14 protein-coding genes are annotated in these 21,864 nt (G+C 53.7%); 7 read left to right on the top strand and 7 right to left on the bottom strand.

What is annotated here, in order from left to right; genetic code table 11:
- Nucleotides 1–19 precede the first annotated feature (19 nt).
- A complete protein-coding gene (gene tehB / locus AC07U6_RS09885; protein ID WP_494763433.1) occupies nucleotides 20–625 on the top strand; it encodes a tellurite resistance methyltransferase TehB in 606 nt (201 codons plus the stop codon).
- Here the strand turns inward: tehB and AC07U6_RS09880 are convergent, their stop codons facing one another.
- Nucleotides 626–2,857, bottom strand: coding sequence for a sensor domain-containing phosphodiesterase (locus AC07U6_RS09880; RefSeq protein WP_494763434.1), 2,232 nt, complete (start codon nucleotides 2,855–2,857; stop codon nucleotides 626–628).
- 602 nt (nucleotides 2,858–3,459) lie between these two features.
- On the opposite strand from AC07U6_RS09880, the gene mgtE reads away from it, so the two are divergent.
- The 3 genes from mgtE to denD all read left to right on the top strand — a co-directional run bounded on the left by mgtE (nucleotide 3,460) and on the right by denD (nucleotide 7,467).
- On the top strand, nucleotides 3,460–4,893 hold the full coding sequence (gene mgtE, locus AC07U6_RS09875; protein WP_494763435.1) for a magnesium transporter: 1,434 nt from the start codon (nucleotides 3,460–3,462) through the stop codon (nucleotides 4,891–4,893).
- A gap of 259 nt (nucleotides 4,894–5,152) precedes the next feature.
- Complete coding sequence (locus tag AC07U6_RS09870) at nucleotides 5,153–6,472, top strand: MFS transporter (RefSeq protein WP_494763436.1); 1,320 nt, start codon at nucleotides 5,153–5,155, stop codon at nucleotides 6,470–6,472.
- Nucleotides 6,473–6,489: 17 nt separating this feature from the next.
- The gene (denD, locus tag AC07U6_RS09865) at nucleotides 6,490–7,467 is read left to right on the top strand and encodes a D-erythronate dehydrogenase (RefSeq protein ID WP_494763437.1); all 978 of its coding nucleotides are present in this window, start codon (nucleotides 6,490–6,492) and stop codon (nucleotides 7,465–7,467) included.
- A gap of 36 nt (nucleotides 7,468–7,503) precedes the next feature.
- Here the strand turns inward: denD and AC07U6_RS09860 are convergent, their stop codons facing one another.
- The gene (locus AC07U6_RS09860) at nucleotides 7,504–7,707 is read right to left on the bottom strand and encodes a hypothetical protein (protein WP_494763438.1); all 204 of its coding nucleotides are present in this window, start codon (nucleotides 7,705–7,707) and stop codon (nucleotides 7,504–7,506) included.
- A 164-nt stretch (nucleotides 7,708–7,871) separates the two neighbouring features.
- Nucleotides 7,872–8,648 (bottom strand): DUF3750 domain-containing protein, encoded by a 777-nt coding sequence (locus AC07U6_RS09855; RefSeq protein WP_494763439.1) that lies wholly within the window; start codon nucleotides 8,646–8,648, stop codon nucleotides 7,872–7,874.
- A gap of 180 nt (nucleotides 8,649–8,828) precedes the next feature.
- On the opposite strand from AC07U6_RS09855, the gene AC07U6_RS09850 reads away from it, so the two are divergent.
- Nucleotides 8,829–9,206, top strand: coding sequence for a DUF2000 family protein (locus tag AC07U6_RS09850; RefSeq protein WP_494764528.1), 378 nt, complete (start codon nucleotides 8,829–8,831; stop codon nucleotides 9,204–9,206).
- Between the two features lie 197 nt (nucleotides 9,207–9,403).
- Here the strand turns inward: AC07U6_RS09850 and AC07U6_RS09845 are convergent, their stop codons facing one another.
- Nucleotides 9,404–10,819 (bottom strand): NAD(P)/FAD-dependent oxidoreductase, encoded by a 1,416-nt coding sequence (locus AC07U6_RS09845; protein ID WP_494763440.1) that lies wholly within the window; start codon nucleotides 10,817–10,819, stop codon nucleotides 9,404–9,406.
- A 1,327-nt stretch (nucleotides 10,820–12,146) separates the two neighbouring features.
- On the opposite strand from AC07U6_RS09845, the gene murP reads away from it, so the two are divergent.
- Entirely contained in the window at nucleotides 12,147–13,589 is a 1,443-nt protein-coding gene (murP, locus tag AC07U6_RS09840; protein WP_494763441.1) for a PTS N-acetylmuramic acid transporter subunit IIBC, read from the top strand.
- Nucleotides 13,590–13,741: 152 nt separating this feature from the next.
- Here the strand turns inward: murP and guaA are convergent, their stop codons facing one another.
- Nucleotides 13,742–15,322 (bottom strand): glutamine-hydrolyzing GMP synthase, encoded by a 1,581-nt coding sequence (gene guaA, locus AC07U6_RS09835; protein ID WP_494763442.1) that lies wholly within the window; start codon nucleotides 15,320–15,322, stop codon nucleotides 13,742–13,744.
- An 81-nt stretch (nucleotides 15,323–15,403) separates the two neighbouring features.
- Nucleotides 15,404–16,870, bottom strand: coding sequence for an IMP dehydrogenase (gene guaB / locus AC07U6_RS09830; protein WP_494763443.1), 1,467 nt, complete (start codon nucleotides 16,868–16,870; stop codon nucleotides 15,404–15,406).
- Nucleotides 16,871–17,040: 170 nt separating this feature from the next.
- Here guaB and xseA point away from each other — a divergent pair, with 170 nt between their 5' ends.
- A complete protein-coding gene (xseA, locus tag AC07U6_RS09825) occupies nucleotides 17,041–18,423 on the top strand; it encodes an exodeoxyribonuclease VII large subunit (RefSeq protein ID WP_494763444.1) in 1,383 nt (460 codons plus the stop codon).
- 827 nt (nucleotides 18,424–19,250) lie between these two features.
- On the opposite strand, the gene AC07U6_RS09820 is transcribed toward xseA, so the two are convergent.
- Entirely contained in the window at nucleotides 19,251–21,683 is a 2,433-nt protein-coding gene (locus tag AC07U6_RS09820; protein WP_494763445.1) for a glucose/quinate/shikimate family membrane-bound PQQ-dependent dehydrogenase, read from the bottom strand.
- Between the last annotated feature and the right edge of the window lie 181 nt (nucleotides 21,684–21,864).

Here is a 21,864-nt window from a genome sequence, read left to right as displayed (position 1 = left end):
TACGAAGATAAGAAGCAACATGATGATAAGACCCGATAACTTCTTTACGGAAAAATACCAGCTTACCCCACCCCATTCGGAAGTCATTGCCGCACTGACCTACCTTGAAGGCGGAACCGCGCTGGACGTTGGCTGCGGCAACGGCCGCAACAGCCTCTATCTGAACAACCACGGCTTTGACGTTACTGCATGGGATAAAAATCCCATCAGCCTGGCACGACTTAATGAGATTATTGCCGCCGAGAATCTGACCGGGATCGACACTGCGCAGCACGACCTCAACACCCTCCGCTTTAACGGTTCCTATAACATGGTGCTATCAACGGTGGTGATGATGTTTCTGCAGCCGGAAACCATTCCACAGCTGATTGCCGATATGCAGGCGAGCACAGCCAGAGATGGGTTCAACCTGATTGTGGCCGCCATGGATACCAGCGATTATCCGTGCAACCTCGGTTTTCCATTTGCCTTTAAATCCGGGGAATTGAGCGATTACTACCGTAAATGGCACATCATTAAGTACAACGAAAACGTTGGCCAGTTACATAAAACTGACGAGAACGGCCAACGTATTTCGCTGCGTTTTGCCACCATTCTGGCGCAGAAAGCGAGCGTAAAAGACTGATTACCGCGCGTCTTCAGGAGCCGCGACCAGATTGTCCAGCGGCTCAGGTACGCCAATAACAAACCCCTGTAAATAATCCACACCCAGCTTACGCAGCGCCATGGCGACTTCGTGCGTCTCAACATACTCGGCGACGATCTGCATGCGTTTCAGCCGAGCTACCACGCAGATTGACTCAATAATCTGATAATCCAGGCTGCTCTGCAGCATATTACGGACAAAGCTACCGTCGATTTTCAGCATATCCACCTGCACCTGCTTCAGGCGAGAGTAGCTGGCATAGCCCGTACCAAAATCATCTATCGCCACCCGGCATCCCAGCTGGCGCAGCTGGGCAATACTGCGATTTCCCCAGCTGTAATCACTTAGCATCGGTGATTCGGCAACTTCAATGATCAGCTGCCAGGGTTCAATATTGCTTGCTTTGAGCCGAGCGGATATTTCCGCCGCCAGCTGAGGGCGACACAGTGTTGCGGCAAACAGGTTTACGGCAAAGCGGATACCCGGCAGCTGCTCTCGATGGCGATCGATAAATGCAAGAACCTGATCCAGCACCAGCTGATCGACCTCCCACGTCAGGCCGAACTCCTGCACAACCGGGATAAACTGGGCGGGTTTGATATGTTCCCCCTGCGAATTCACCATCCGCAGCAGGATTTCATGATAATCATCGCCGCGCATGCCGTGGATCTTCTGCGTCATCAGATAAAAACCGCCATTCTGCATTGCCAGCTGAATATCCTGCAGCATCGCCAGCTTTTCAGTCAGCTGGCGCTGTACCGGTACCTTATCCTTTTGCTGCAGGTTTTCCGCGTGGCCGCTGTGCAGGGCAATCTCCGCCATCGCGCTCATTTCCCCGAGCAGCTCATACAGGTAGTTCACCGGCGGCATCACGCTACAGTAGCTGATACCCACGTCAGGATGGATCGGCAAGCCGTCCCAGCTAAGATGATAATCTTTCAGCCGGGCTTCCAGGCTTTCTATGCGCGCCAGATTCGCGGAATGTTCCAGGCGCAGCACAAGGTCAAATCCGGGAAGTTGATAGACGTTTTCCGATGGCAACAGCCAGGGTTTAAGATGCTCGGCGAGGCTGCGCTTATATTGAATACGCAGCTGTAAACCATAGGTACGACCCAGACGGTCAAGGTCGGGTATCCGCAGAAAACATAACACCGCTCCGGTATTACTGGTCAACACCCGGCTCAATGCGCGCACATTTGGCAGCCCAATAACGGGATCGGTTATCGCCATGCGCCGCGCTTTATCCAGAAGCCGACGCTGTCGGGTACTGATGGCGGACATCAGCAAAATTGTCAGTGTGAAAACCAGCAGATTCGCCGATATAACCGCCAGATGATACCCCTCCGTTGTCGGATTTAAGTAGCGGTCGCGCAGCTGGTAGAGCACGATAAGCAGAATGCCCCAGCTCAACGAAGTAAACAGATAGCCAAAACGCGTCGCGGCCCACAGCATCAACGGCAGCAGTAGAGGAATACCGTAGTCGGTTGTTAACAGGTTTTCCTGTGAGGTGTGAAACTGGGTGAGCATCAGCAGCAGAAACAGCACCAGACTCAACCACAGCATCCACTCCCTGAAGTTGACGCCGGATGCAAACTGATTACGACAGCGCCGCCGCAGCGTGTAAAAAAAACGCGGATTACGGATTATCCGCAGTGCAAAATAAAACAGCTGCGCGGTAGCCAGCAGGGACAGCATAACGGACTGATAGTTAAGCAGGGTATGTATGGAGAACGAGTCGCTGGTGAATATCGAGTTACTCAGAGGCAAAATATTCATCGGTGTCACTATTTGCATCAGCACGATAAACAGCGTTGGCATAGCAAAGGCCAGCCAGAACAGCCGAACAGCTACCGTACGCAGCTCACCGATACCTGCCCGCCAGCGGCGGTTCGACTGCAGGCTGTATCCTCCCCAGCACATCGACAATGTGATAAGAAAAACTGAAATGATGGTGACCGCCTGAATGGGCGTATAGCGGTGAAAATAGTGCCAGCAGAGTGCAATCGTGATGCCTGGCAGGGCGGCCCAGTTAAACACCATCAGTAGCGCAATCATCAACGCCAGAGGAAGATAGACCAGGTAAACATAACCTTCAGGAAGCCATAATCGCACTGAAAGAGCAGATGCCAGCGGCAGTGTAACCAGCGACAACAGCAAAGGCAGGCCCCAAAATCGGGCGGAAAACTTTTTCAGAAAAACGGATTTCTTCATTTTTGTAATGTGCTTTTTAACGTGCTGCGCAGGTTTTAAAAATTTCGATAACAATAAGACAGGATGATAATAAATAATAATGTCCTGATGCTATTATATGTTGAAAACATGGCCACAGGTTGATTACTGTCAATCTTACTATAATTCCCCTCGATCGCAGTTGGTTCTGCCACTGAGGCCGTTTTTAAATATACAAAATCTTGCCAACTGATTTAAACACAGCGCCTGCAGCCATTGACCTGACAGCCCTGCTGTGTCTAAATTAATCATCGCCCGTCAGGGTCTTACTGGATTAAAGTGCGTGAATAACGCTATGTCATTTCGAAAACATCAAAAAACCGGAACCATAACCCGTATCATTCTGTTCGTCAGCTTTATCATTTTGTTAGGCCGACTGATTTACGTGGTACCCGGTGCGATTGAACATCATAAACAAAAAAAAGCAGCTCCAGCCACATCCGTCAGCGCCGTTAAAGATAACTAGCGCATCCGGACGGAATTCGTAGCAGGCCATCGTTTGCGTCTGCCGCTTCATCAGTGGCCTTAATCGACTAAGCTATAACCTCACATTGCCTGTTCATCGCCAGATTAAAGGACGTAGTATGTCAGCCCTCTCACATGTTCAACAACTGGCTGAAATTCGTGGCCGCCTTCTTAACCTGCTGCTTAACGATAAAGATCTGGTTGATACTCTGTTGGGGCACCCGCTGCAAGAGTCAGCGGCCGAAGCCGAGGCCCACCGCGAACAGATTGACGAGATCAAGCAAACCCTGCCCCTGCTCCACGCCGCCGATATCGCCGACCTGCTGGAGGCTCTGCCAGAAGAAGAACGTCTGGCGCTGTGGAGCCTCATCGGCAACGATCGACGTGGTCAGGTGCTGGTAGAAGTCTCAGAGAGCGTCTGGGAAAGTCTGATTGAAGAGATGAGCGACCGCGATCTGCTGCGCGCCATCGAGCCTCTTGATATCGACGAACAGGCATATTTAGCGCGATATCTCTCACGCGATATTACCGGCCGCCTGCTGACTTCGCTGGCGCCAAATCTGCGCTCTCGCGTGCTTGACGTGATGCATTTTGACCGTGACCGGGTCGGTCGCATCATGGACTTTAATCTGGTGACGGTTCGTTCCGATGTCACCCTTGCCACCGTGCAGCGCTTTTTGCGGCGCAGAAAAATTATTCCTGAAGGTACCGATAAGATTTTTGTTACCGACAAAAATAACACCCTGTTGGGCGAACTGCCGCTGACGGAAATTCTGCTGAATATGCCGGATAAAAAAGTCCTGCAGGTGATGAACGACAGCCCGACTACCTTTCTTATTGACGATAAAGCCGAAGATGCGGCGGGCTCATTCGAACGTTATGACCTGATTTCCGCTGCCGTTATTGATGCCAAAGGCAAACTTATCGGCCGCGTTACCGTCGAAGATGTGATTGACCTGGTCAATGACGAGAACGACAGCAATATCCGCAAAATGGGCGGCGTTAACCCGGATGAGGATGTCTTTGCACCGGTAAGAAAAGCGGTTCGCACTCGCTGGACCTGGCTGGCGATCAATCTTTGTACCGCATTTGTCGCCTCGCGGGTGATTGGCCTGTTTGAGGACACCATCTCACAGCTGGTTGCGCTGGCAACGCTGATGCCTATCGTGGCCGGGATCGGCGGTAACACCGGCAACCAGACGATTACCATGATTGTTCGCGCGCTGGCGCTGCATCAGGTTGAACCGGGTAACTTCTCTTTCCTGATTGCACGTGAACTCGGCGTTGCGCTAATAAACGGCGTGTTCTGGGGCGGGATTATGGGCGGCGTAACCTGGGCCATGTACGGCAATGCTGCACTGGGCGGCGTGATGATGCTGGCAATGGTGCTGAATCTGCTGCTCGCGGCCCTAATGGGCGTGCTGATACCGTTACTGATGACGAAATTTAAGCACGACCCCGCCGTGGGTTCAAGCGTCATGATTACCGCACTAACCGATACTGGCGGCTTCTTTATCTTCCTCGGACTCGCCACCCTCTTCCTTCTTCACTAATCTTTCCCCCGGCTTTCCGCCGGGGAATTGCCGTTTTCCACCTTAATTCTGTTATAAAATGATAATTAATGGTCTGCAATGTGACTTATCACGCAGATCAAATTCATTTTCGTCGCTAATCTAACAAAAAATAACAAAGCTTCACCATTATTAACGCTCCCGATCGCCGGACGAATTCTGAACCGGAGTTGCAGGATCGTCGTTTCACTACCCGAAGAACGGATTTTCCTCTGACTCTTCCCTACACGAAGGATGAATTATGAATATGCAAACAACGGCAACGCCGCTCAGCAGCCATATCAGCGATCGGGAGGAAAATGCCTGGAAGCGAGCTGTCTGGCGTATCCTCCCAATACTGATGATCAGCTACATCTTTGCCTATCTCGATCGTATTAACGTCGGTATTGCCAAGCTGCAAATGTCGAGCGATCTGGCATTTTCAGAAACGGTATATGGATTAGGTGCAGGTATCTTCTTTATCGGCTTCTTCTTTTTTCAGGTACCCAGCAATATTGTTCTTCAACGCTTTGGCGCACGCCGTTTGCTGGCTGCACTACTCGCATCCTGGGCAGTTATTGCCCCGCTGACCGCGCTGGTCACTACGCCATTCCAGTTTTATGCCGTGCGCTTTATGCTTGGCCTGACTGAATCAGGCTTCTATCCCGGAGTGATCCTGTATCTCTCATTCTGGTTCCCGTCCTACCGTCGCGGAAAAATGTTCGCGCTGTTCGCCGCCGCCGTTCCGCTCTCCGGTCTGCTGGGTGGCCCGATTTCAGGCTGGATTATGGATCATTTCCATAATATGCATGGCCTTGCCGGCTGGAAGTGGCTGTTTATCCTGCAGGGAACGCCATCGCTGCTGGTGGGTCTGCTGGTGTTAAAAATGCTGCCCGATCGCATCAACGACGCCAAATGGCTCAGCGCGGAAGAGAAAGCAATCATGAATGCCCGTGTACAGGAGGATGCCGTAGAGGATTCACCACATGAACAGGCAAGCCTTGGTGCGGTACTGCGCAACGGCAAATTGTGGCTGCTGACCCTGATCTACTTCTGCCTGATCGCCGGTTTTTACACCGTCAGCTTCTGGCTGCCAACGCTGGTCCGCAACGCCGGGGTTGAAGATGTCTTCACGGTCGGACTGCTGACGGCCATTCCTTACGCCGCAGCAATCGTCACCATGATTGTCGCCTCACGCAGTGCAGATAAGCACCGGGAACGCCGCTGGCACCTGGCCGTAATTGCAATAATGAGCGGTGTGGGCATGGTCATTTCCGCCCTTTATGCCGACAACCTGTGGATCGCGATGTTCGGCCTGACTCTGGGTGCAGCCGGCGGACTGAGCACGCTGCCGCTGTTCTGGAGCCTGCCGACGGCCTTCCTCGGCGGTACGATGGCCGCTGTAGGTATCGCGCTGATTAACTCCTTCGGTAACCTGGCTGGTTTTGTCGCCCCTTACCTTATGGGCTTCCTGAGCGATCTGACTCATTCGACCCTGACCGGCATGCTGATCATCTCCTGCACGCTGTTTGTTGGTGCTGCGGCGATCTTCCTGATCCCCGGCCGTGTTGTTAACCGCTAATTCTAACGAGGCAAACTATGAATATCGTCATCACCGGAGCCGCCGGATTCCTGGGAAAAAAACTGGTTAAGGCGCTGCTGGCTAAAGGTTCACTGCTTAACCGCCAGGGCCAACCGCAGAACATCACGCAAATTACCGCCTTCGATATCGCCCCGCTGACGGGTATTGACGATCCGCGCCTGCGCGTTGTCTGTGGCGATATCAGTAACCCGGCCGAGCTGGCTAATCTGATTAACGAACAAACCGACAGCGTGTTCCATCTGGCAGCCATTGTTTCCGGCCAGGCCGAACAGGACTTCGATCTCGGCATGAAAATCAACGTTGACGCTGCCCGCCAGATTATGGAGCGCCTGCGCGCCCTGCCACAGCGCATTCGCCTGGTCACCACCAGCTCAGTGGCCGTATTTGGCGGCAAACTACCGGATAAAGTACCGGATGAGCAGGTGTGGATGCCGCAAAGCTCCTACGGCACGCAGAAAGCAATGAACGACCTGCTGCTGTCAGACTACAGCCGCCGTGGCTTCCTTGATGGTCGCAGTTTGCGCATGCCAACTATCGTCGTCCGCCCGGGTAAACCGAATGCGGCCGCATCCAGCTTTGCCAGTGGCATTATCCGCGAGCCGCTGAACGGCGAAGCGGCGAACTGCCCGGTCAGCACCGATACCCGCCTGTGGCTGATGTCGCCGAATAAAGCCGTAGCAGCGTTGATCCGCGGCCACGAGCTTGATGGCGATACACTGGACCAGGGCCGCGTGATCAATCTGTGCGGCCTGTCCGTGACGGTAGAAACGATGATCGGATCGCTGCGCACGATTGCCGGTGATGAGGTCGTTTCCCGAATCAGCTATCAGCAGGACCAGGCGATTATTAACATCGTTAACTCCTGGCCCGGTGATTTCCATGCCGACTACGCCCGCCGTCTTGGCTTCGAAGCCAATGCCTCATTTGACGAAATGGTGAACGAGTTTATCGCGGAAAAAGAAACAAGCGCCTGATAACGCCGAGGCCGGTATTTACCGGCCTCGGCTGGCTCACTCCTGTCGGTAACGCCGCTTCTGGTTTAGCAGATTGATACTCAATGCCACCAGAGCGGCCTCCTGTACCCCCGCAGGTAAGCGATAGCTTCCCCGCCCCTCCAGCCAGGACAGCACATCCGCAAGATGCCAGAAAGCCGTTGAACCTTCATGGACCGGAGCAGGAAAAGTCAGATGATGTGCCAGCATCAGCTTGCGCATATTCTGCCAGGCCTGAATCGAAAGAACCAGCGTGAAAAAGCAACACCTGGAGCGCTGCCGTAAAAAGGACGGTGGATTTACATTGATGAGAATGATGTTGCGGGCCAGCTCGCAAATTGTAACCAGCCCCGGCAAACAGGAGATTGATGATAAGAACAGAACTGCTAGTTTTGCAGACGATTGCTTTGTAGGTTATCGCTACCGATCCCACCGATAAAAGGCAGGCGCGGACGCAACGGGGCAAACTCCAGCCCCATGTTCAGCCCAAGGATATTGATTTCAATCCCCTCTTCGGCTCCCAACGTGACGCCGGCAAGGCCAAGCAAAGACACCTGCAGTCCGCGCCCGGAAGGCGGCAACCCTATCGGATTAAGCAGAGAGCGAAAATCTTTCCCCACCGCGTTTGCCGGCATATCAAGCTGTAAATCGGGTACTTCACGCCCGATATGAGCAAGGAAGGTATTGCTGTTAGGACCGGGCCAGGCGTGATAAGTCTGTGGCCAGGGATAAGAAGCAATCGCCGCCTGAATTTTCGGGATCATCGCTTCTGCAGCAGGTCCTTGATGTTCCACCAGCAGGCGCGGCTTCGCGCCATACCAGTATCCATCCGGTGGGTTGGCATTCAGCCGCACTTTGTCGCCGCTGCCCCAGCCAATTACTTCATAGCGGCTAAAATGGGTTTCACCGGCACGCTTAAAGATAATCCAGGGATGCACTGCCACCTTGCCTTTCCAGCCATAGGTGGGTGCCGCATAGACCTGCACCATGGCCAGATTTGCCAGCCTGGCCGGATCGGGTGCCATCCCGGAGGAATCACGCCGGGCCGACCACCAACCCTGCCCGGCTGCCCCCGAGTGATGGGTTGCCTGCGCCAGGCTGGCACCCAGCGACAGCAGCATAATACACAGAATAATCAGGCTCAGTGCTTTCAGTGGCAGCATGGCCGGCTCCTTTATCAGTTCATAGTTCAGGGGGAATACTGCGCACAAAATTTCACATCCGCCCCCCTATTACGCCTGTTTTCAGGCGTGCGAACGCCAGGCGCAGGATCGGAAATGGGCAGGAGGCGGTTCGGAGCGTTGCGGATTGATGCAGAACAGATTTGCAGCAACTGTCGCTAAATTGACACAAAAGCCTCAGACCGTCTATTAAACGTTGTGGCGTTTCTGGCTACGGGGATTGCCGCCACCGCTCCCGAAATTATGGGCGCGCCTTACGTTGATGCCAAAGGCCGCCAGTACGGCAATATGTCCGGCCAGCCTATGCTGATTTTTACCTCGGACATCAATGGATTGCAGACGGCACATCGTAAAGGGCTGGAGCGAGAGTTAACGCTGATTCCCTACGTGCACGCGATGTTTTCAACCGGGCACGATGAGGCTAATCGAGACGTGTTTATGGCTGAGGACGCAGACAATTTAAATTTGGTCGGGCTGGGCGTACGCGGGCCGAAAAAGATCGTGGATAAAGTGATTAAGGGACTGGGATTACATGATTAAAGGTTGATAACAGGCCGTTCCTGTACCGCATCATCCCGATTGTCGTGGGATTTTTTGTGGTGTTGCAGCGCATTTTCACCCGGACACCTCTCAGACAGAGTTTGCTGACTATAGCTGACTGGCGAAGCGCCTGGTCAGCCAGAGTGTGCTCACGGTGCCTTACTTGAGAAGCGTCCGGTTTATTCGCTGCTATATCGTTAGAAACGATAGAGGCTGAATGGCTCAGGATTCAGCACTGGCGTCTTACCAAGCAGCAGATCGGCGGTTATCTCTGCCGAAACCGGGCTTTCCGTCATGCCCCAGCCCGTTGCCGTGTTGATCACCATACCCGGGTACTCTTTCACCACGGAAATGATTGGGTCTTCATCCGGCGCAATCGACATCGCGCCACTCCAGCGATCGATAAGTTTTGAATCTTTAAACGCCGGGAACTCAGCTTTCAGTTTCTCCAGCGAGCTTTCCAGCTCAGGGACGTCCGGAGCCGCGGTCATATCGCGATATTTCTCGAACGGTGAAACCTCATTCAGCTCCCAGTGCTTCGGCTGCATAAAGGTGTTGATTAACTGCTCGTTGAGTGAAATATGCACCGGGAAGTCAGGCTGGGACATCAGCGGCAGATACTTGTAGCCGTACATGAAGGATTCCTGCACAACCGGCGCAACAATCACACGTGGCGAAGTTGCATAGCTGCCGTCGGCCTGTTCACGGAAGTAAATATTCCCCGGCAGCGCAACGTTACCGCCAGGCGCACCCGGCGCACCGCTGATCAGCTGCTGCGACTGATAAGCTGGCAGCGTTGGCACATTCACATTCAGATTCTGCATAAACAGTCGGGACCATGCCCCACCGGCAACCACAACCTGCGACGTTCTGATTGCACCCCTTTCAGTTACCACATCGGAAATGGCACCGGCCTGAGTTTCAATGCCCCTGGCAGCACAGTTGGTGTAGATTTTTACGCCGATCTTCATCGCGTATTCAGCCATCACGAAGGCGGCGATTTCAGGATCGAGACTGCCTGAGTCTTCCTCGAATCCGGCAATTTTCCAGCTGGACGTGGCGCCTTTTAAGCGCTGGCTCAGTTCATCACCTTCAATGATTCGGGTTTTGAATGGGATATCCGAACCTACTTCTTTATGTTTGGTATCAATCCACTGTCTGACGTGTGCTAAATCTTCATCATCCAGTGGCACTTCAACCCTGCCCTGCGTGCGATAACTGGTATCGGCGCCCACTTTGGCATTCATCTCGCGCCAGCGCTGCTTCGCCATATGGTGCAGCATGAATGTGGCATCCGGCATTTTATAGGTCATCACCTGACCATAAAAACGGCTCGACTGCTCACCGGCAATATTCCCTTTTTCTACAACCACAACCGACAGGCCGCGCTCAGCCAGGTTAATTGCGGTCATAATCCCCTGGATACCGCCGCCCACAACCACCACATCAGACTGCTTTGGCAACGGTCCGTTGAGACCGTCAACAAAACCCACGCGCGGTTTACCCGGGATCAGGCGACCTTCGCGTGTCAACATCGGGGTCAATATCCCGGCGCCACCGGCCGCAACAACGGCTGCACCACCAATCAAAAATTTTCTTCTTGTGATATTCATTTTAGATTTTCCTTTTTTAATAACAGGTAAGCAGCTTTCCCGATGCCCTTACCTGAGAAATTAATCTGTAGCGAACAGTACGCAGGCGATATCCCCACGACATTCGGTGTTAATTTTTAAAATTGATATCTGATGCAGCTTTCATGTTGCTTAACCAGCAACGTTACGTATTCCCTGAAAAAAAGCAAAGGCATCCCTGGCGATGGTTGATATAATCACCAATCGCTTTTTCAGATAATTAAAATTAGATTTTCGCCAGCCTCTATCCGTGCAAACATGACCGTTATCTATATCAAGTTATAGACAGTATCTAAAATGTTAACGGAATCTCTTTAGCGGAAACGTCAATTTCCGGGATCGCGTATGTGAGTGCATATTTCTGATTATCTCTTGTCCAACTGCATATTGCTGCACGGCATCTCTGGGGTAAAAAAGCCTCTATCGGTGCACACATTAACAAATTTGACACATAAAAACACCCTTTCAGGCACATTATGATAACCTTCAACACTCTAAAAAACAGGTAAAAGGGCCAGTTTCATTCACTTTTGTAAATAAAAAGTGCATAAATAAACGTAAATCAGTGTAAATTTAATGATTAATTATTCATTTAAAAAAAAATAAAAAAATGTGATTATTTGAATTAACTCTGAATATTTAAATGTCATTTCTAGCAACCAAAAGCAGTAGCAGATAACATACATGATGTAAAATTCAGCACCCCACTTAACGCTCGCTGTTAAGGCTCCGATATTACGGGGTTACTTTATATACATTTTATAACTAAGGTTATCGACAGAAGATAACCGCATCTTTTTTAACCGCAGGATTTTGATGTTTTAATCACCATCGCCATAGCAAAAAAGATTTATTTAAGGGTAATAAAACCTGCTTACCCCCTCCATAATCTCAGGGATAAATTTCACTGTATCGTTAAATCAGTAATTTCGTTGAATTTCGCAAAAGGTGCTGAATATATACCAGGGCCTGCCACGAACGCACCTGAAGCATCGGACATACGGCTTCACCCCGTAAACGTGTAGACATTCTGATTTTCTTCATATTCGTTACCTTTCTCTGCAGTCTCCCTACTATTAACGCAGCGCTACAACGCTGAAGGTCACATTTTGTCATTAAATCCGCTGTCTGCGCTGACAACTAAAGGGGACCGCCAGGAAGAGTGAGCGGAAAACTGTAATACTAAAGCAACGCTATCTTTTGGTTTTCAGCGGAAAAAGGCTCAGGCCGCTTATAGGGAGACGAGAAATTCCCCATTTTGGAACCTCTGCCCCATACCCATCGCGCGGATCAATACGGAGAACGATTTATGGCAAAGATTACCGAACAGTTAATTGCCGAGATCCTGCAACAGGTCGGGGGTAAAAACAACGTCGTGGGCTGCGGAAACTGCATGACCCGACTGCGCCTGACGTTAAGCAATGACCAGCTTGTGGATCGCGACAGATTGAAAGCGCTGCCGGGGGTTCTTGGCGTAATTAACACCGACGATCAGCTGCAAATCGTTCTCGGGCCGGGTAAAGCGCAAACCGCCGCTGAAATGATGAATACGCTGCTGGCCCGCGATGCGGTTGCTGATGCTGAAGGCCCGGCTATTGACGCGGTGGCTCGCGATAATAAGCAGAAGATAAAAGCCAGCCAAACCAGCGCCGTACATCAGTTTCTGGCTAAGTTCGCCACCATTTTTACGCCGCTGATACCCGGCTTTATTGCCGCCGGGATGCTGCTGGGTTTTGCGACGCTGCTCGAGCAAAGCCTGCTGGCAAATGCCGAGGAGAAAAATGTCACTCTGGTGCAGATCGTCGGTTACATGAAGATTTTCGGCAAGGGGCTGTTTACCTTCCTGCCGATACTGATTGGCTACAACGCGCAAAAGGCATTTGGCGGAACCGGTGTCAACGGCGCCATTATCGCCTCGCTGTTCGTTATGGGCTACAACCCGGGTGCAACGGTGGGCTACTTCTCCGGGATCGATAACTTTTTTGGCATGAGCATCGATCCGCGAGGGAATATTATTGGCGTGCTGATTGCCTCAATTCTCGGCGCGTGGATTGAACGGCAGCTCCGCCGCTTTATCCCCGACAATCTCGACATGATCCTCACCTCTCTGCTGACGCTGGTTATTACCGGCGCAATCACCTTTACCTTAATCATGCCGATTGGTGGTGAGCTGTTTAAAGGCATGTCTTGGCTGTTCCTGCACCTGAACGGCAATCCTTTTGGCTGCGCGATTCTTGCAGGATTGTTCCTGATTGCGGTCGTTTTCGGCGTGCATCAGGGCTTTATCCCGGTTTATTTTGCTCTGATGGATGCCCAGGGATTCAACTCTCTGTTCCCGATACTGGCGATGGCCGGAGGTGGACAGGTCGGTGCCGCGCTGGCGCTTTACTTCCGTTCGGCCAGGCACTCAGCCACGCGTAATCAGGTTAAAGGCGCGATTATTCCCGGCCTGCTGGGCATCGGCGAACCGCTAATTTATGCCGTCACGCTCCCCAGGGTAAAACCGTTTGTCACCGCCTGCCTGGGCGGTGCCTGCGGCGGCTTCTTTATTGGCCTGGTGGCATGGCTTGGGTTACCGATTGGCATGAACACCGTGTTCGGCCCGTCCGGGCTGGTGACACTGCCGCTGATGACCTCTAACGAGGGGATCTACACGGGTATGGCGGTCTACGCGGCAGGGCCTCTCATCGCTTACTTGAGCGGTTTTATCATCACGTGGTGCTTTGGCTGGAAGGATGTGGATTTGAGCTGAAGGTAATCCAACTATCAAAACGCTGACGGAAATCACCCGTGCTGCGGGTATCCGCTTAACACCGAATCGCCCTTGAAAAGAAAAGCCCTCCGTGAAACAGAGGGCTTTTTGCGGTATTGAACAGAAGTGATTATCCAGGGACTGGCGTTAAATCATTCCCACTCTATCGTGGCTGGTGGTTTACCGGAAATATCGTAAACCACGCGAGAGATGCCGTTCACTTCATTGATGATGCGGTTGGAAACGCGGCCGAGGAAGTCATACGGCAGGTGCGCCCAGTGTGCGGTCATAAAGTCGATGGTTTCTACTGCACGCAGGGAAACAACCCAGTCGTATTTACGGCCATCGCCCATCACGCCGACGGAACGAACCGGCAGGAAGACGGTAAACGCCTGGCTGACTTTGTTGTACAGGTCGGCTTTGTGCAGCTCTTCAATGAAGATAGCGTCTGCGCGGCGCAGCAGGTCGCAGTACTCTTTCTTCACTTCGCCCAGTACGCGCACGCCCAGACCCGGGCCCGGGAACGGATGGCGGAACAGCATCGCGTGCGGCAGGCCCAGCTCCAGGCCGATTTTACGCACTTCGTCTTTGAACAGCTCGCGCAGTGGTTCAACCAGGCCCATCTTCATCTCTTTCGGCAGGCCGCCCACGTTGTGGTGAGATTTGATGACGTGCGCTTTACCGGTGGCAGATGCCGCAGACTCAATCACGTCCGGATAGATGGTGCCCTGTGCCAGCCACTTCACGTCTTCCAGCTTCAGCGCTTCTTCGTCGAAGACTTCAACAAACACGCGGCCGATGATCTTACGTTTGGCTTCCGGATCGTTTTCACCCGCCAGCGCATACAGGAAGCGCTTTTCGCCTTCAATGTGGATGATGTTCAGACCAAAGTGGTCACCAAACATCTCCATCACCTGCTGGGCTTCATTCAGACGCAGCAGACCGTTATCCACGAATACGCAGGTCAGACGATCGCCGATTGCGCGATGCAGCAGCATTGCAGTAACGGAAGAGTCAACGCCACCGGACAGGCCGAGGATCACTTTATCTTCGCCAACCTGTTCGCGCAGGCGCTCAACGGCATCTTCGATAATCTTCGCCGGGGTCCACAGTGCTTCACACTCGCAGATATCGCGCACGAAGCGCTCCAGCAGGCGCTGGCCCTGACGGGTATGGGTTACTTCCGGGTGGAACTGCACGCCGTAGAAACGCTTCTCTTCGTTGGCCATAATGGCAAACGGACAGGTATCGGTGCTGGCAACGGTCACGAAGTCGGACGGAATCGCAGTGACTTTGTCGCCGTGGCTCATCCAGACGTCCAGCAGCGGCTTACCGGCGGCGCTCAGGGCGTCTTCGATATCGCGGGTCAGCGCGCTCTGGGTTTTCACTTCTACCTGCGCATAGCCAAACTCACGCTCGTTAGAACCTTCAACCGCGCCGCCCAGCTGCATTGCCATGGTCTGCATGCCGTAGCATACGCCCAGCACCGGCACACCGGCGTTAAACACGTACTCCGGCGCGCGCGGGCTACCGTGTTCGGTGGTGCTTTCCGGACCGCCGGAGAGGATGATGCCGCTCGGTTTGAAGCCGCGGATCTGCTCTTCGGTTACGTCCCACGCCCACAGTTCGCAGTACACGCCCAGCTCACGTACGCGGCGCGCAACCAGCTGGGTATACTGTGAACCGAAATCGAGGATCAGAATGCGGTGTTTATGAATGTTTTCCGTCGTCATTGGCTATTCCAGGGCGATGTAATTCAAAATACGGGAAGTAGTAAAACGCCCGACTAAGCCGGGCGCACAGTGCAGAGTTTATCAGGAACCCATACGATAGTTCGGGGACTCTTTGGTAATGGTCACGTCGTGAACGTGGCTTTCCTGAATCCCGGCACCGCTGATGCGAACAAATTCCGCTTTGGTACGCAGGTCGTCGATAGTACCACAGCCGGTCAGGCCCATACAGGAGCGCAGGCCACCCATTTGCTGATGCACGATAGCTTTCAGGAAACCTTTATAGGCTACGCGGCCTTCGATTCCTTCCGGCACCAGTTTGTCAGCGGCGTTATCGGTCTGGAAATAACGGTCAGAAGACCCCTTAGACATCGCGCCCAGGGAACCCATACCGCGGTAGGACTTGAATGAACGGCCCTGGTAAAGTTCGATTTCGCCAGGTGCTTCATCGGTACCTGCCAGCATGGAGCCAACCATCACCGCAGAAGCGCCGGCAGCGATAGCTTTGGCGATATCACCAGAGAAGCGAATACCGCCATCGGCGATGACCGGAATACCGGTACCTTCCAGCGCGGCGACCGCGTCGGATACGGCAGTGATCTGCGGTACACCTACGCCAGTCACGATGCGGGTCGTACAGATAGAACCAGGGCCGATACCGACTTTCACCGCGCTCACGCCCGCTTCAACCAGCGCCAGCGCACCGGATCCGGTTGCCACGTTGCCGCCAACAATTTGCAGGTCAGGGTATTTAGCACGGGTGTCACGAATACGCTGCAGCACGCCTTCAGAATGGCCGTGAGAGGAGTCAATCAGCAGCACGTCAACACCGGCGGCTACCAGCGCATCAACGCGCTCTTCGTTGCCGGCGCCCGCACCAACAGCAGCACCCACACGCAGGCGGCCGTGCTCGTCTTTACAGGCGTTAGGTTTACGCTCGGCTTTCTGGAAATCTTTAACGGTGATCATGCCCAGCAGATGGAAGCTGTCATCAACAACCAGCGCTTTCTCAACGCGTTTTTCGTGCATTTTCTGCAGTACGATTTCGCGGGCCTCACCTTCTTTCACCGTCACCAGACGCTCTTTCGGCGTCATCACAGCGGAAACTGGCAGTGACAGATCGGTCACGAAGCGAACGTCACGTCCGGTGATAATACCCACCAGTTCGTTTTCGCCGTTAACAACCGGGTAGCCGGCAAAACCATTGCGCTCGGTCAGCGCTTTCACTTCGCTCAGCGCGGTGGTTGGCAGCACGGTCTGCGGTTCAGTCACGACGCCGCTTTCGTGTTTTTTCACCTTGCGAACTTCATCCGCCTGGCGCTCAATGGACATATTTTTGTGGATAAAGCCCAGACCACCTTCCTGCGCCAGCGCAATGGCCAGACCGGCTTCGGTCACGGTATCCATGGCAGCGGACAGCATTGGAATGTTCAAACGAATAGTTTTGGTAAGCTGGGTGCTGAGGTCGGCAGTGTTCGGTAGTACGTTAGAGTGAGCAGGAACGAGCAGTACGTCGTCGAATGTCAGGGCTTCTTTAGCGATTCTTAGCATGGCAATATCTCAACCTCAGGGTGAATGAGAACTTGTAAAATATTGCCGCGGCATTATACAGGCCGTAATCGATTGCCTCCAGTACTTTTTAATAAAAACTCTTGAAACCTTCGTTCAGCCATGTAGTATCGGTTAATTAACCCCCTGATTTAAAATTTGATCTTCATCACATGCCGCTACCGCCAACCGCCAATATTTTTACCGTCAGCCGTCTCAATACTACAGTGCGCAAGCTGCTGGAGATGGAGATGGGCCAGGTGTGGCTGAGCGCTGAGATCTCCAATTTTTCCCAGCCCTCTTCAGGCCACTGGTACTTCACGCTGAAGGACGACGGCGCACAGGTACGCTGCGCGATGTTCCGCAACAGCAACCGACGTGTTAACTTCCGGCCGCAGAATGGTCAGCAGGTGCTGGTGCGTGCCACCATCACGCTGTATGAACCGCGCGGCGACTATCAGCTGATTGCAGAGAGCATGCAACCTGCCGGTGACGGGCTGTTGCAGCAGCAGTTTGAGCAGCTGAAGCAGCGCCTGATGGCGGAAGGGCTTTTCGAACAGATTCACAAGCAGCCGCTGCCCGCTCCGGCCCGTCAGGTAGGGGTGATTACCTCCGCCAGCGGTGCCGCGCTGCACGACGTGCTGCGCGTTCTGCATCGCCGCGATCCCTCCCTGCCGGTGGTGATCTATCCGACTCAGGTTCAGGGGGCTGAAGCGCCTGCAGGTATTGTCCGTGCGATTGAGCTGGCCAATGCCCGTGGCGAATGCGACGTGCTGATTGTTGGCCGCGGTGGTGGTTCGCTGGAAGATCTGTGGAGCTTTAACGACGAGCGCGTGGCGCGGGCGATTTTTGCCAGCCGTATTCCTATTGTCAGCGCCGTGGGCCATGAAACCGATGTCACTATTGCCGATTTTGTCGCCGATTTGCGCGCGCCAACGCCTTCTGCGGCTGCCGAACTGGTTAGCCGAAACCAGATTGAGCTGTTGCGTCAGCTTCAGTCACAGCAGCAGCGGCTGGAGATGGCGATGGATTACTATCTTGCGCAGCAGCAGCGCAGCTTTACCCGCCTGCATCACCGCCTTCAGCAGCAGCATCCGCAGCTTCAGCTGGCGAGGCAACAGACCGCACTGATTAAGCTGCGCCGACGTCTGGATGATGCCGTGCAGTTACAGGTGCGTCAGGCGCTGCGCCAGCAGGAACGCGTGGAGCAGCGTCTGAATGCTATTCGCCCGGAAATGCGCGTGGAGCGTCTGCGCCAGCAGCTACAGCAGTGGCAGTATCGCCTACAGCAGTCAATGCAGCAGCAGCTTAACGGCAATAAGCAGCGCTTCAGCAATCTGGCAGCTCAGCTTGAGGGCGTCAGCCCGCTGGCCACGCTGGCACGCGGATTTAGCGTCACCACGGCGGCGGATGGTCAGGTGGTAAAGAAAGCGCAGCAGCTGCATCCTGGCGATACGTTGAAGACGCGGCTGGATGATGGTTGGGTGGAGAGCGAAGTGACTGCGGTTACGCCGATAGCACCGGTTAAGAAACCCCGTAGGCGTTCTGCTTCCTGAGCCATCAGGCGTCGCTTGCACGATATGGTTGGATTTTGTCATGCCGCTTGCAGCCTCAGAGGCTGGCGCTGGCTGGCAGTGTCCCCGTTCGGGCTGGTCCTCGCGCCGCGTTGCGGTCCCTTCACTTCGTTCGTCAGCCTCCCGGATCGCCACAGACGGGCGTCCTGCCCGGCTGTGACTTTTGGCCGCGTCCATGCGGCCAAATCCTGGCTTCCTCTCTCCGTTCAGCGCTGTGGATTGCCCGCTCGGGGACACTGCCAGCCTGCTCTCTGACTTCTGTGTTGCCTGAAGGACAAAAGCGAAAAGCGATGAAATTACCTAAAAGGGAAAGCCTCTGCTGCTGCGTAAGGGCATCCGCAGCGCTGAGGTGAAGCCATTGCGCCAGGAGATGACAACAGGGATGTTGGCGTCAGGCCGGGTTTGAACAGGGACGTTCAATCCTGGCCGATCCGTTGGCGAAATGGCGTAACCGATGGCACCGTGCCATGCACGGCGCGAGGACCGCCCTGGAGCAGCAGTAGAGGCTGAACCCCAACCCACATTCACAGCAACTTTTACTTATTTATAAAGATAAAAACGATGAAATTGTTATAGAGGCTGAACCCCGAACGCCTGTTCGCTGGCAGCTTGTTACCCACGATATCCCGACTTTCAGCTTGTTAAGCTATGTAGGCCGTAAAGCAGGTTTACAACCAGGTATTCAATGCATAAAAAAACCGCCATCTCAAAGAGACAGCGGTTTTTTAGGATTCCCCTCCGGTCAGCATGACGCTTTTACAGAAGGGAGCGCTGCATTACAGAACGCTCAGTCCAGTAAGTCGCTCGACTTATTTATCCAGCGCGTAGGCAATCACGTAGTCACCGCGATCCGGGGACTGACGCGCACCGCCGGCAGAAATCAGGATGTACTGTTTACCTGTTTTCGGCGATTTGTAGCTCATTGGGCCACCCTGGCTACCGACTGGCAGGCGGGCTTTCCACACTTCTTCACCGGTTGAGGTATCGAAAGCGCGCAGGTAGTAGTCCTGAGTACCCGCGATAAACACCAGGCCGCCCTGAGTCGCAAGCGTACCGCCCAGCGTTGGCATACCCACTGGCATCTGCGCCTTCATCTTAATACCAAACGGACCGGTATCCTGTACCGTACCTACCGGCACCTGCCACACAACTTTCTGCGTTTTCAGGTCGATAGCCGACAGCGTACCGAACGGTGGCTTCTGGCAAGGAATGCCCAGCGGTGACATGAAGCGGTTTTTATTTACCGCATACGGAGTGCCTTTCAGCGGTACTGCGCCCATACCGGTATTCACTGCTTCACCGCCGTTGCTGGCCGGGCCAGAGGTGGTTTTCGCCGGGATCATCTGAACCCACAGACCCAGACGCATATCGTTAGCAAAGATGTAATGGTTGTTCGGATCGGTTGACAGGCTGCCCCAGTTCATACCGCCCAGTGAACCCGGGAAGCTGAGGGACAGGTCGGTACCCGGAACAGTAAACAGACCATCGTAACGCATAGATTTGAAGCTAATACGGCAGGCCAGCTGATCGAACGGCGTAGCGCCCCACATGTCAGACTCGGTCATCGTATCCGCACCAATCTGCGGCATACCAACAGACTTAGGCTGGGTCGGCGTGTACTGCTCGTTAGGAATGTTGCCAGGCTTAACCGGCACTTCTTTCACTTCGGTCAGCGGTTGACCGGTCAGACGATCCAGCACGAAGATCTGGCCTGCTTTGGTACCAAATATCACTGCTGGTTTGCTGCTGCCGTCTTTCTGCGGGAAGTCAATCAGACTTGGCTGCATTGGGATATCGAAGTCCCACAGATCGTTATGAACGGTCTGGTACACCCATTTCTCTTTACCGGTCGTCGCATCCAGCGCCAGGATAGAGGCGCCATATTTATGGTCCAGCGCGTTACGGTTTGCACCCCACAGGTCAACGGACGAACTACCCATCGGCAGGAACACGGTGTTCATTGCCGGGTCGTAGGACATCGGAGCCCAGGAGTTCGGCGTACTACGAACAAAGGTTTTGCCCGCTTCCAGCTTGGCCGTTGGGTCCGGGTTGCCCGGGTCAAACGCCCAGCGCATTTCGCCGGTGATCGCGTCAAAACCGCGCAGTACGCCGCCAGGCATATCGGTCTGCACGTTATCAGCCACGCGTCCACCGACAACAACGGTGGTACCCGCCAGGGTTGGCGCGGAGGTCAGCTGATATTTTGGATCGCCGGCTTCACCCAGACCGGCTTTCAGGTCAACAAAACCTTTATCGCCAAAGTTCTGACACATTTCACCGTTATCGGCGTTGATAGCCACCAGACGCGCGTCAATGGTGTTCATCAACAGACGGCGCTGACAGGTATCACCGGCAGCCAGAGTCACCGCGGTCACCGGCGTTGAATCCGGCACGCTTGGCTGCTGCAGTGGTTTAGTAGCATCGAAGTAAGCCAGACCACGGCAGCGGTTCCATACCTGCGACTGCGCGTTGATTTCGGTTTTCCAGATCTGTTTACCGGTATCCGCATCCACGGCAATCACGTTGTTGTGCGGAGTACAGAGATACAGACGATCGCCAATTTGTAGCGGGGTTTGCTGATCTTCAGCACCGTTGCCGGTTGGGCTTTCAGGAATATCACCGGTGTGGAAGGTCCAGACGGGTTTCAGATCCTTCACGTTGTCACGCGTAATCTGATCCAACGCCACAAAGCGGCTACCTCCGGCAGTGTTGCCGTAATTATCCCAGTCTTTCTGTTCAGCTGATTTATCCACCGGGACCAGCGGCAGTTCCTGACCGCTTGAAGCAACCGGAGGATGCGGCTGGAACATTTCGAATGCGGTAATCAGCAGACCAACCACGGTCACAGCGCTCAGACCGTAGGAAAGCTTAGCGGCTGAAGGTTTGCCCTCACGCTTGCGTAACGCCGGGTAAGTGATCAGCGCCAGCAACAGCATGCCGGCGAAAAATACCACACGGGAAACCAGCGGCCAGAAATCAATACCGGCATCCTGAATGGCCCAGATTACGGTACCAATAAACACCAGAGCAAAAATCAGAACTGCGGATGATTTACGACGAAAAAACTGAATCGCAGAAATGGCGGTGAAAATACCGGCAATTGCGAAGTACCAGCTACCGCCAAGTGAAATCAGTTTCACACCACCAATGACAAAATACAGGCCTGCTGCCAGCAGAATTAACCCTAGCAGGAAACACCACAAGCCCAGCCATTTTGATGACCCGGCATCTGTATGAGGCATACAAAAACACTCCTGGAGAGAATAAGACGTCATTATTGCTGGCAGATACCGCCGAGTGTGGCGGTTGCCATCCCGCTCATGACGATGAGCTACAATAAGTTATAGATGTCTTATTTTTATTAACATTATTACGCGGGACCAGCCCGTCCGGTGTTAACCGCTGAAGCTCACACACCCGCCA

The sequence above is a fragment of the Erwinia sp. GW821-FHT03D09 genome, from assembly GCF_059420805.1.
Note: the sequence above shows the minus strand (reverse complement) of the source record. Positions and strands in the feature narration are given on the sequence as shown.

Bases quoted from the DNA above. Each gene is read 5' to 3' on its own strand.
- mgtE (WP_494763435.1), top strand. From the start codon at position 3,460: ATGTCAGCCCTCTCACATGTTCAACAACTGGCTGAAATTCGTGGCCGC.
- AC07U6_RS09870 (WP_494763436.1), top strand. From the start codon at position 5,153: ATGAATATGCAAACAACGGCAACGCCGCTCAGCAGCCATATCAGCGAT.
- guaA (WP_494763442.1), bottom strand. From the start codon at position 15,322: ATGACGACGGAAAACATTCATAAACACCGCATTCTGATCCTCGATTTC.
- denD (WP_494763437.1), top strand. From the start codon at position 6,490: ATGAATATCGTCATCACCGGAGCCGCCGGATTCCTGGGAAAAAAACTG.
- AC07U6_RS09855 (WP_494763439.1), bottom strand. From the start codon at position 8,648: ATGCTGCCACTGAAAGCACTGAGCCTGATTATTCTGTGTATTATGCTG.
- AC07U6_RS09880 (WP_494763434.1), bottom strand. From the start codon at position 2,857: ATGAAGAAATCCGTTTTTCTGAAAAAGTTTTCCGCCCGATTTTGGGGC.
- AC07U6_RS09820 (WP_494763445.1), bottom strand. From the start codon at position 21,683: ATGCCTCATACAGATGCCGGGTCATCAAAATGGCTGGGCTTGTGGTGT.
- guaB (WP_494763443.1), bottom strand. From the start codon at position 16,870: ATGCTAAGAATCGCTAAAGAAGCCCTGACATTCGACGACGTACTGCTC.
- xseA (WP_494763444.1), top strand. From the start codon at position 17,041: ATGCCGCTACCGCCAACCGCCAATATTTTTACCGTCAGCCGTCTCAAT.
- AC07U6_RS09845 (WP_494763440.1), bottom strand. From the start codon at position 10,819: ATGAATATCACAAGAAGAAAATTTTTGATTGGTGGTGCAGCCGTTGTT.
- AC07U6_RS09860 (WP_494763438.1), bottom strand. From the start codon at position 7,707: ATGCGCAAGCTGATGCTGGCACATCATCTGACTTTTCCTGCTCCGGTC.
- murP (WP_494763441.1), top strand. From the start codon at position 12,147: ATGGCAAAGATTACCGAACAGTTAATTGCCGAGATCCTGCAACAGGTC.
- tehB (WP_494763433.1), top strand. From the start codon at position 20: ATGATGATAAGACCCGATAACTTCTTTACGGAAAAATACCAGCTTACC.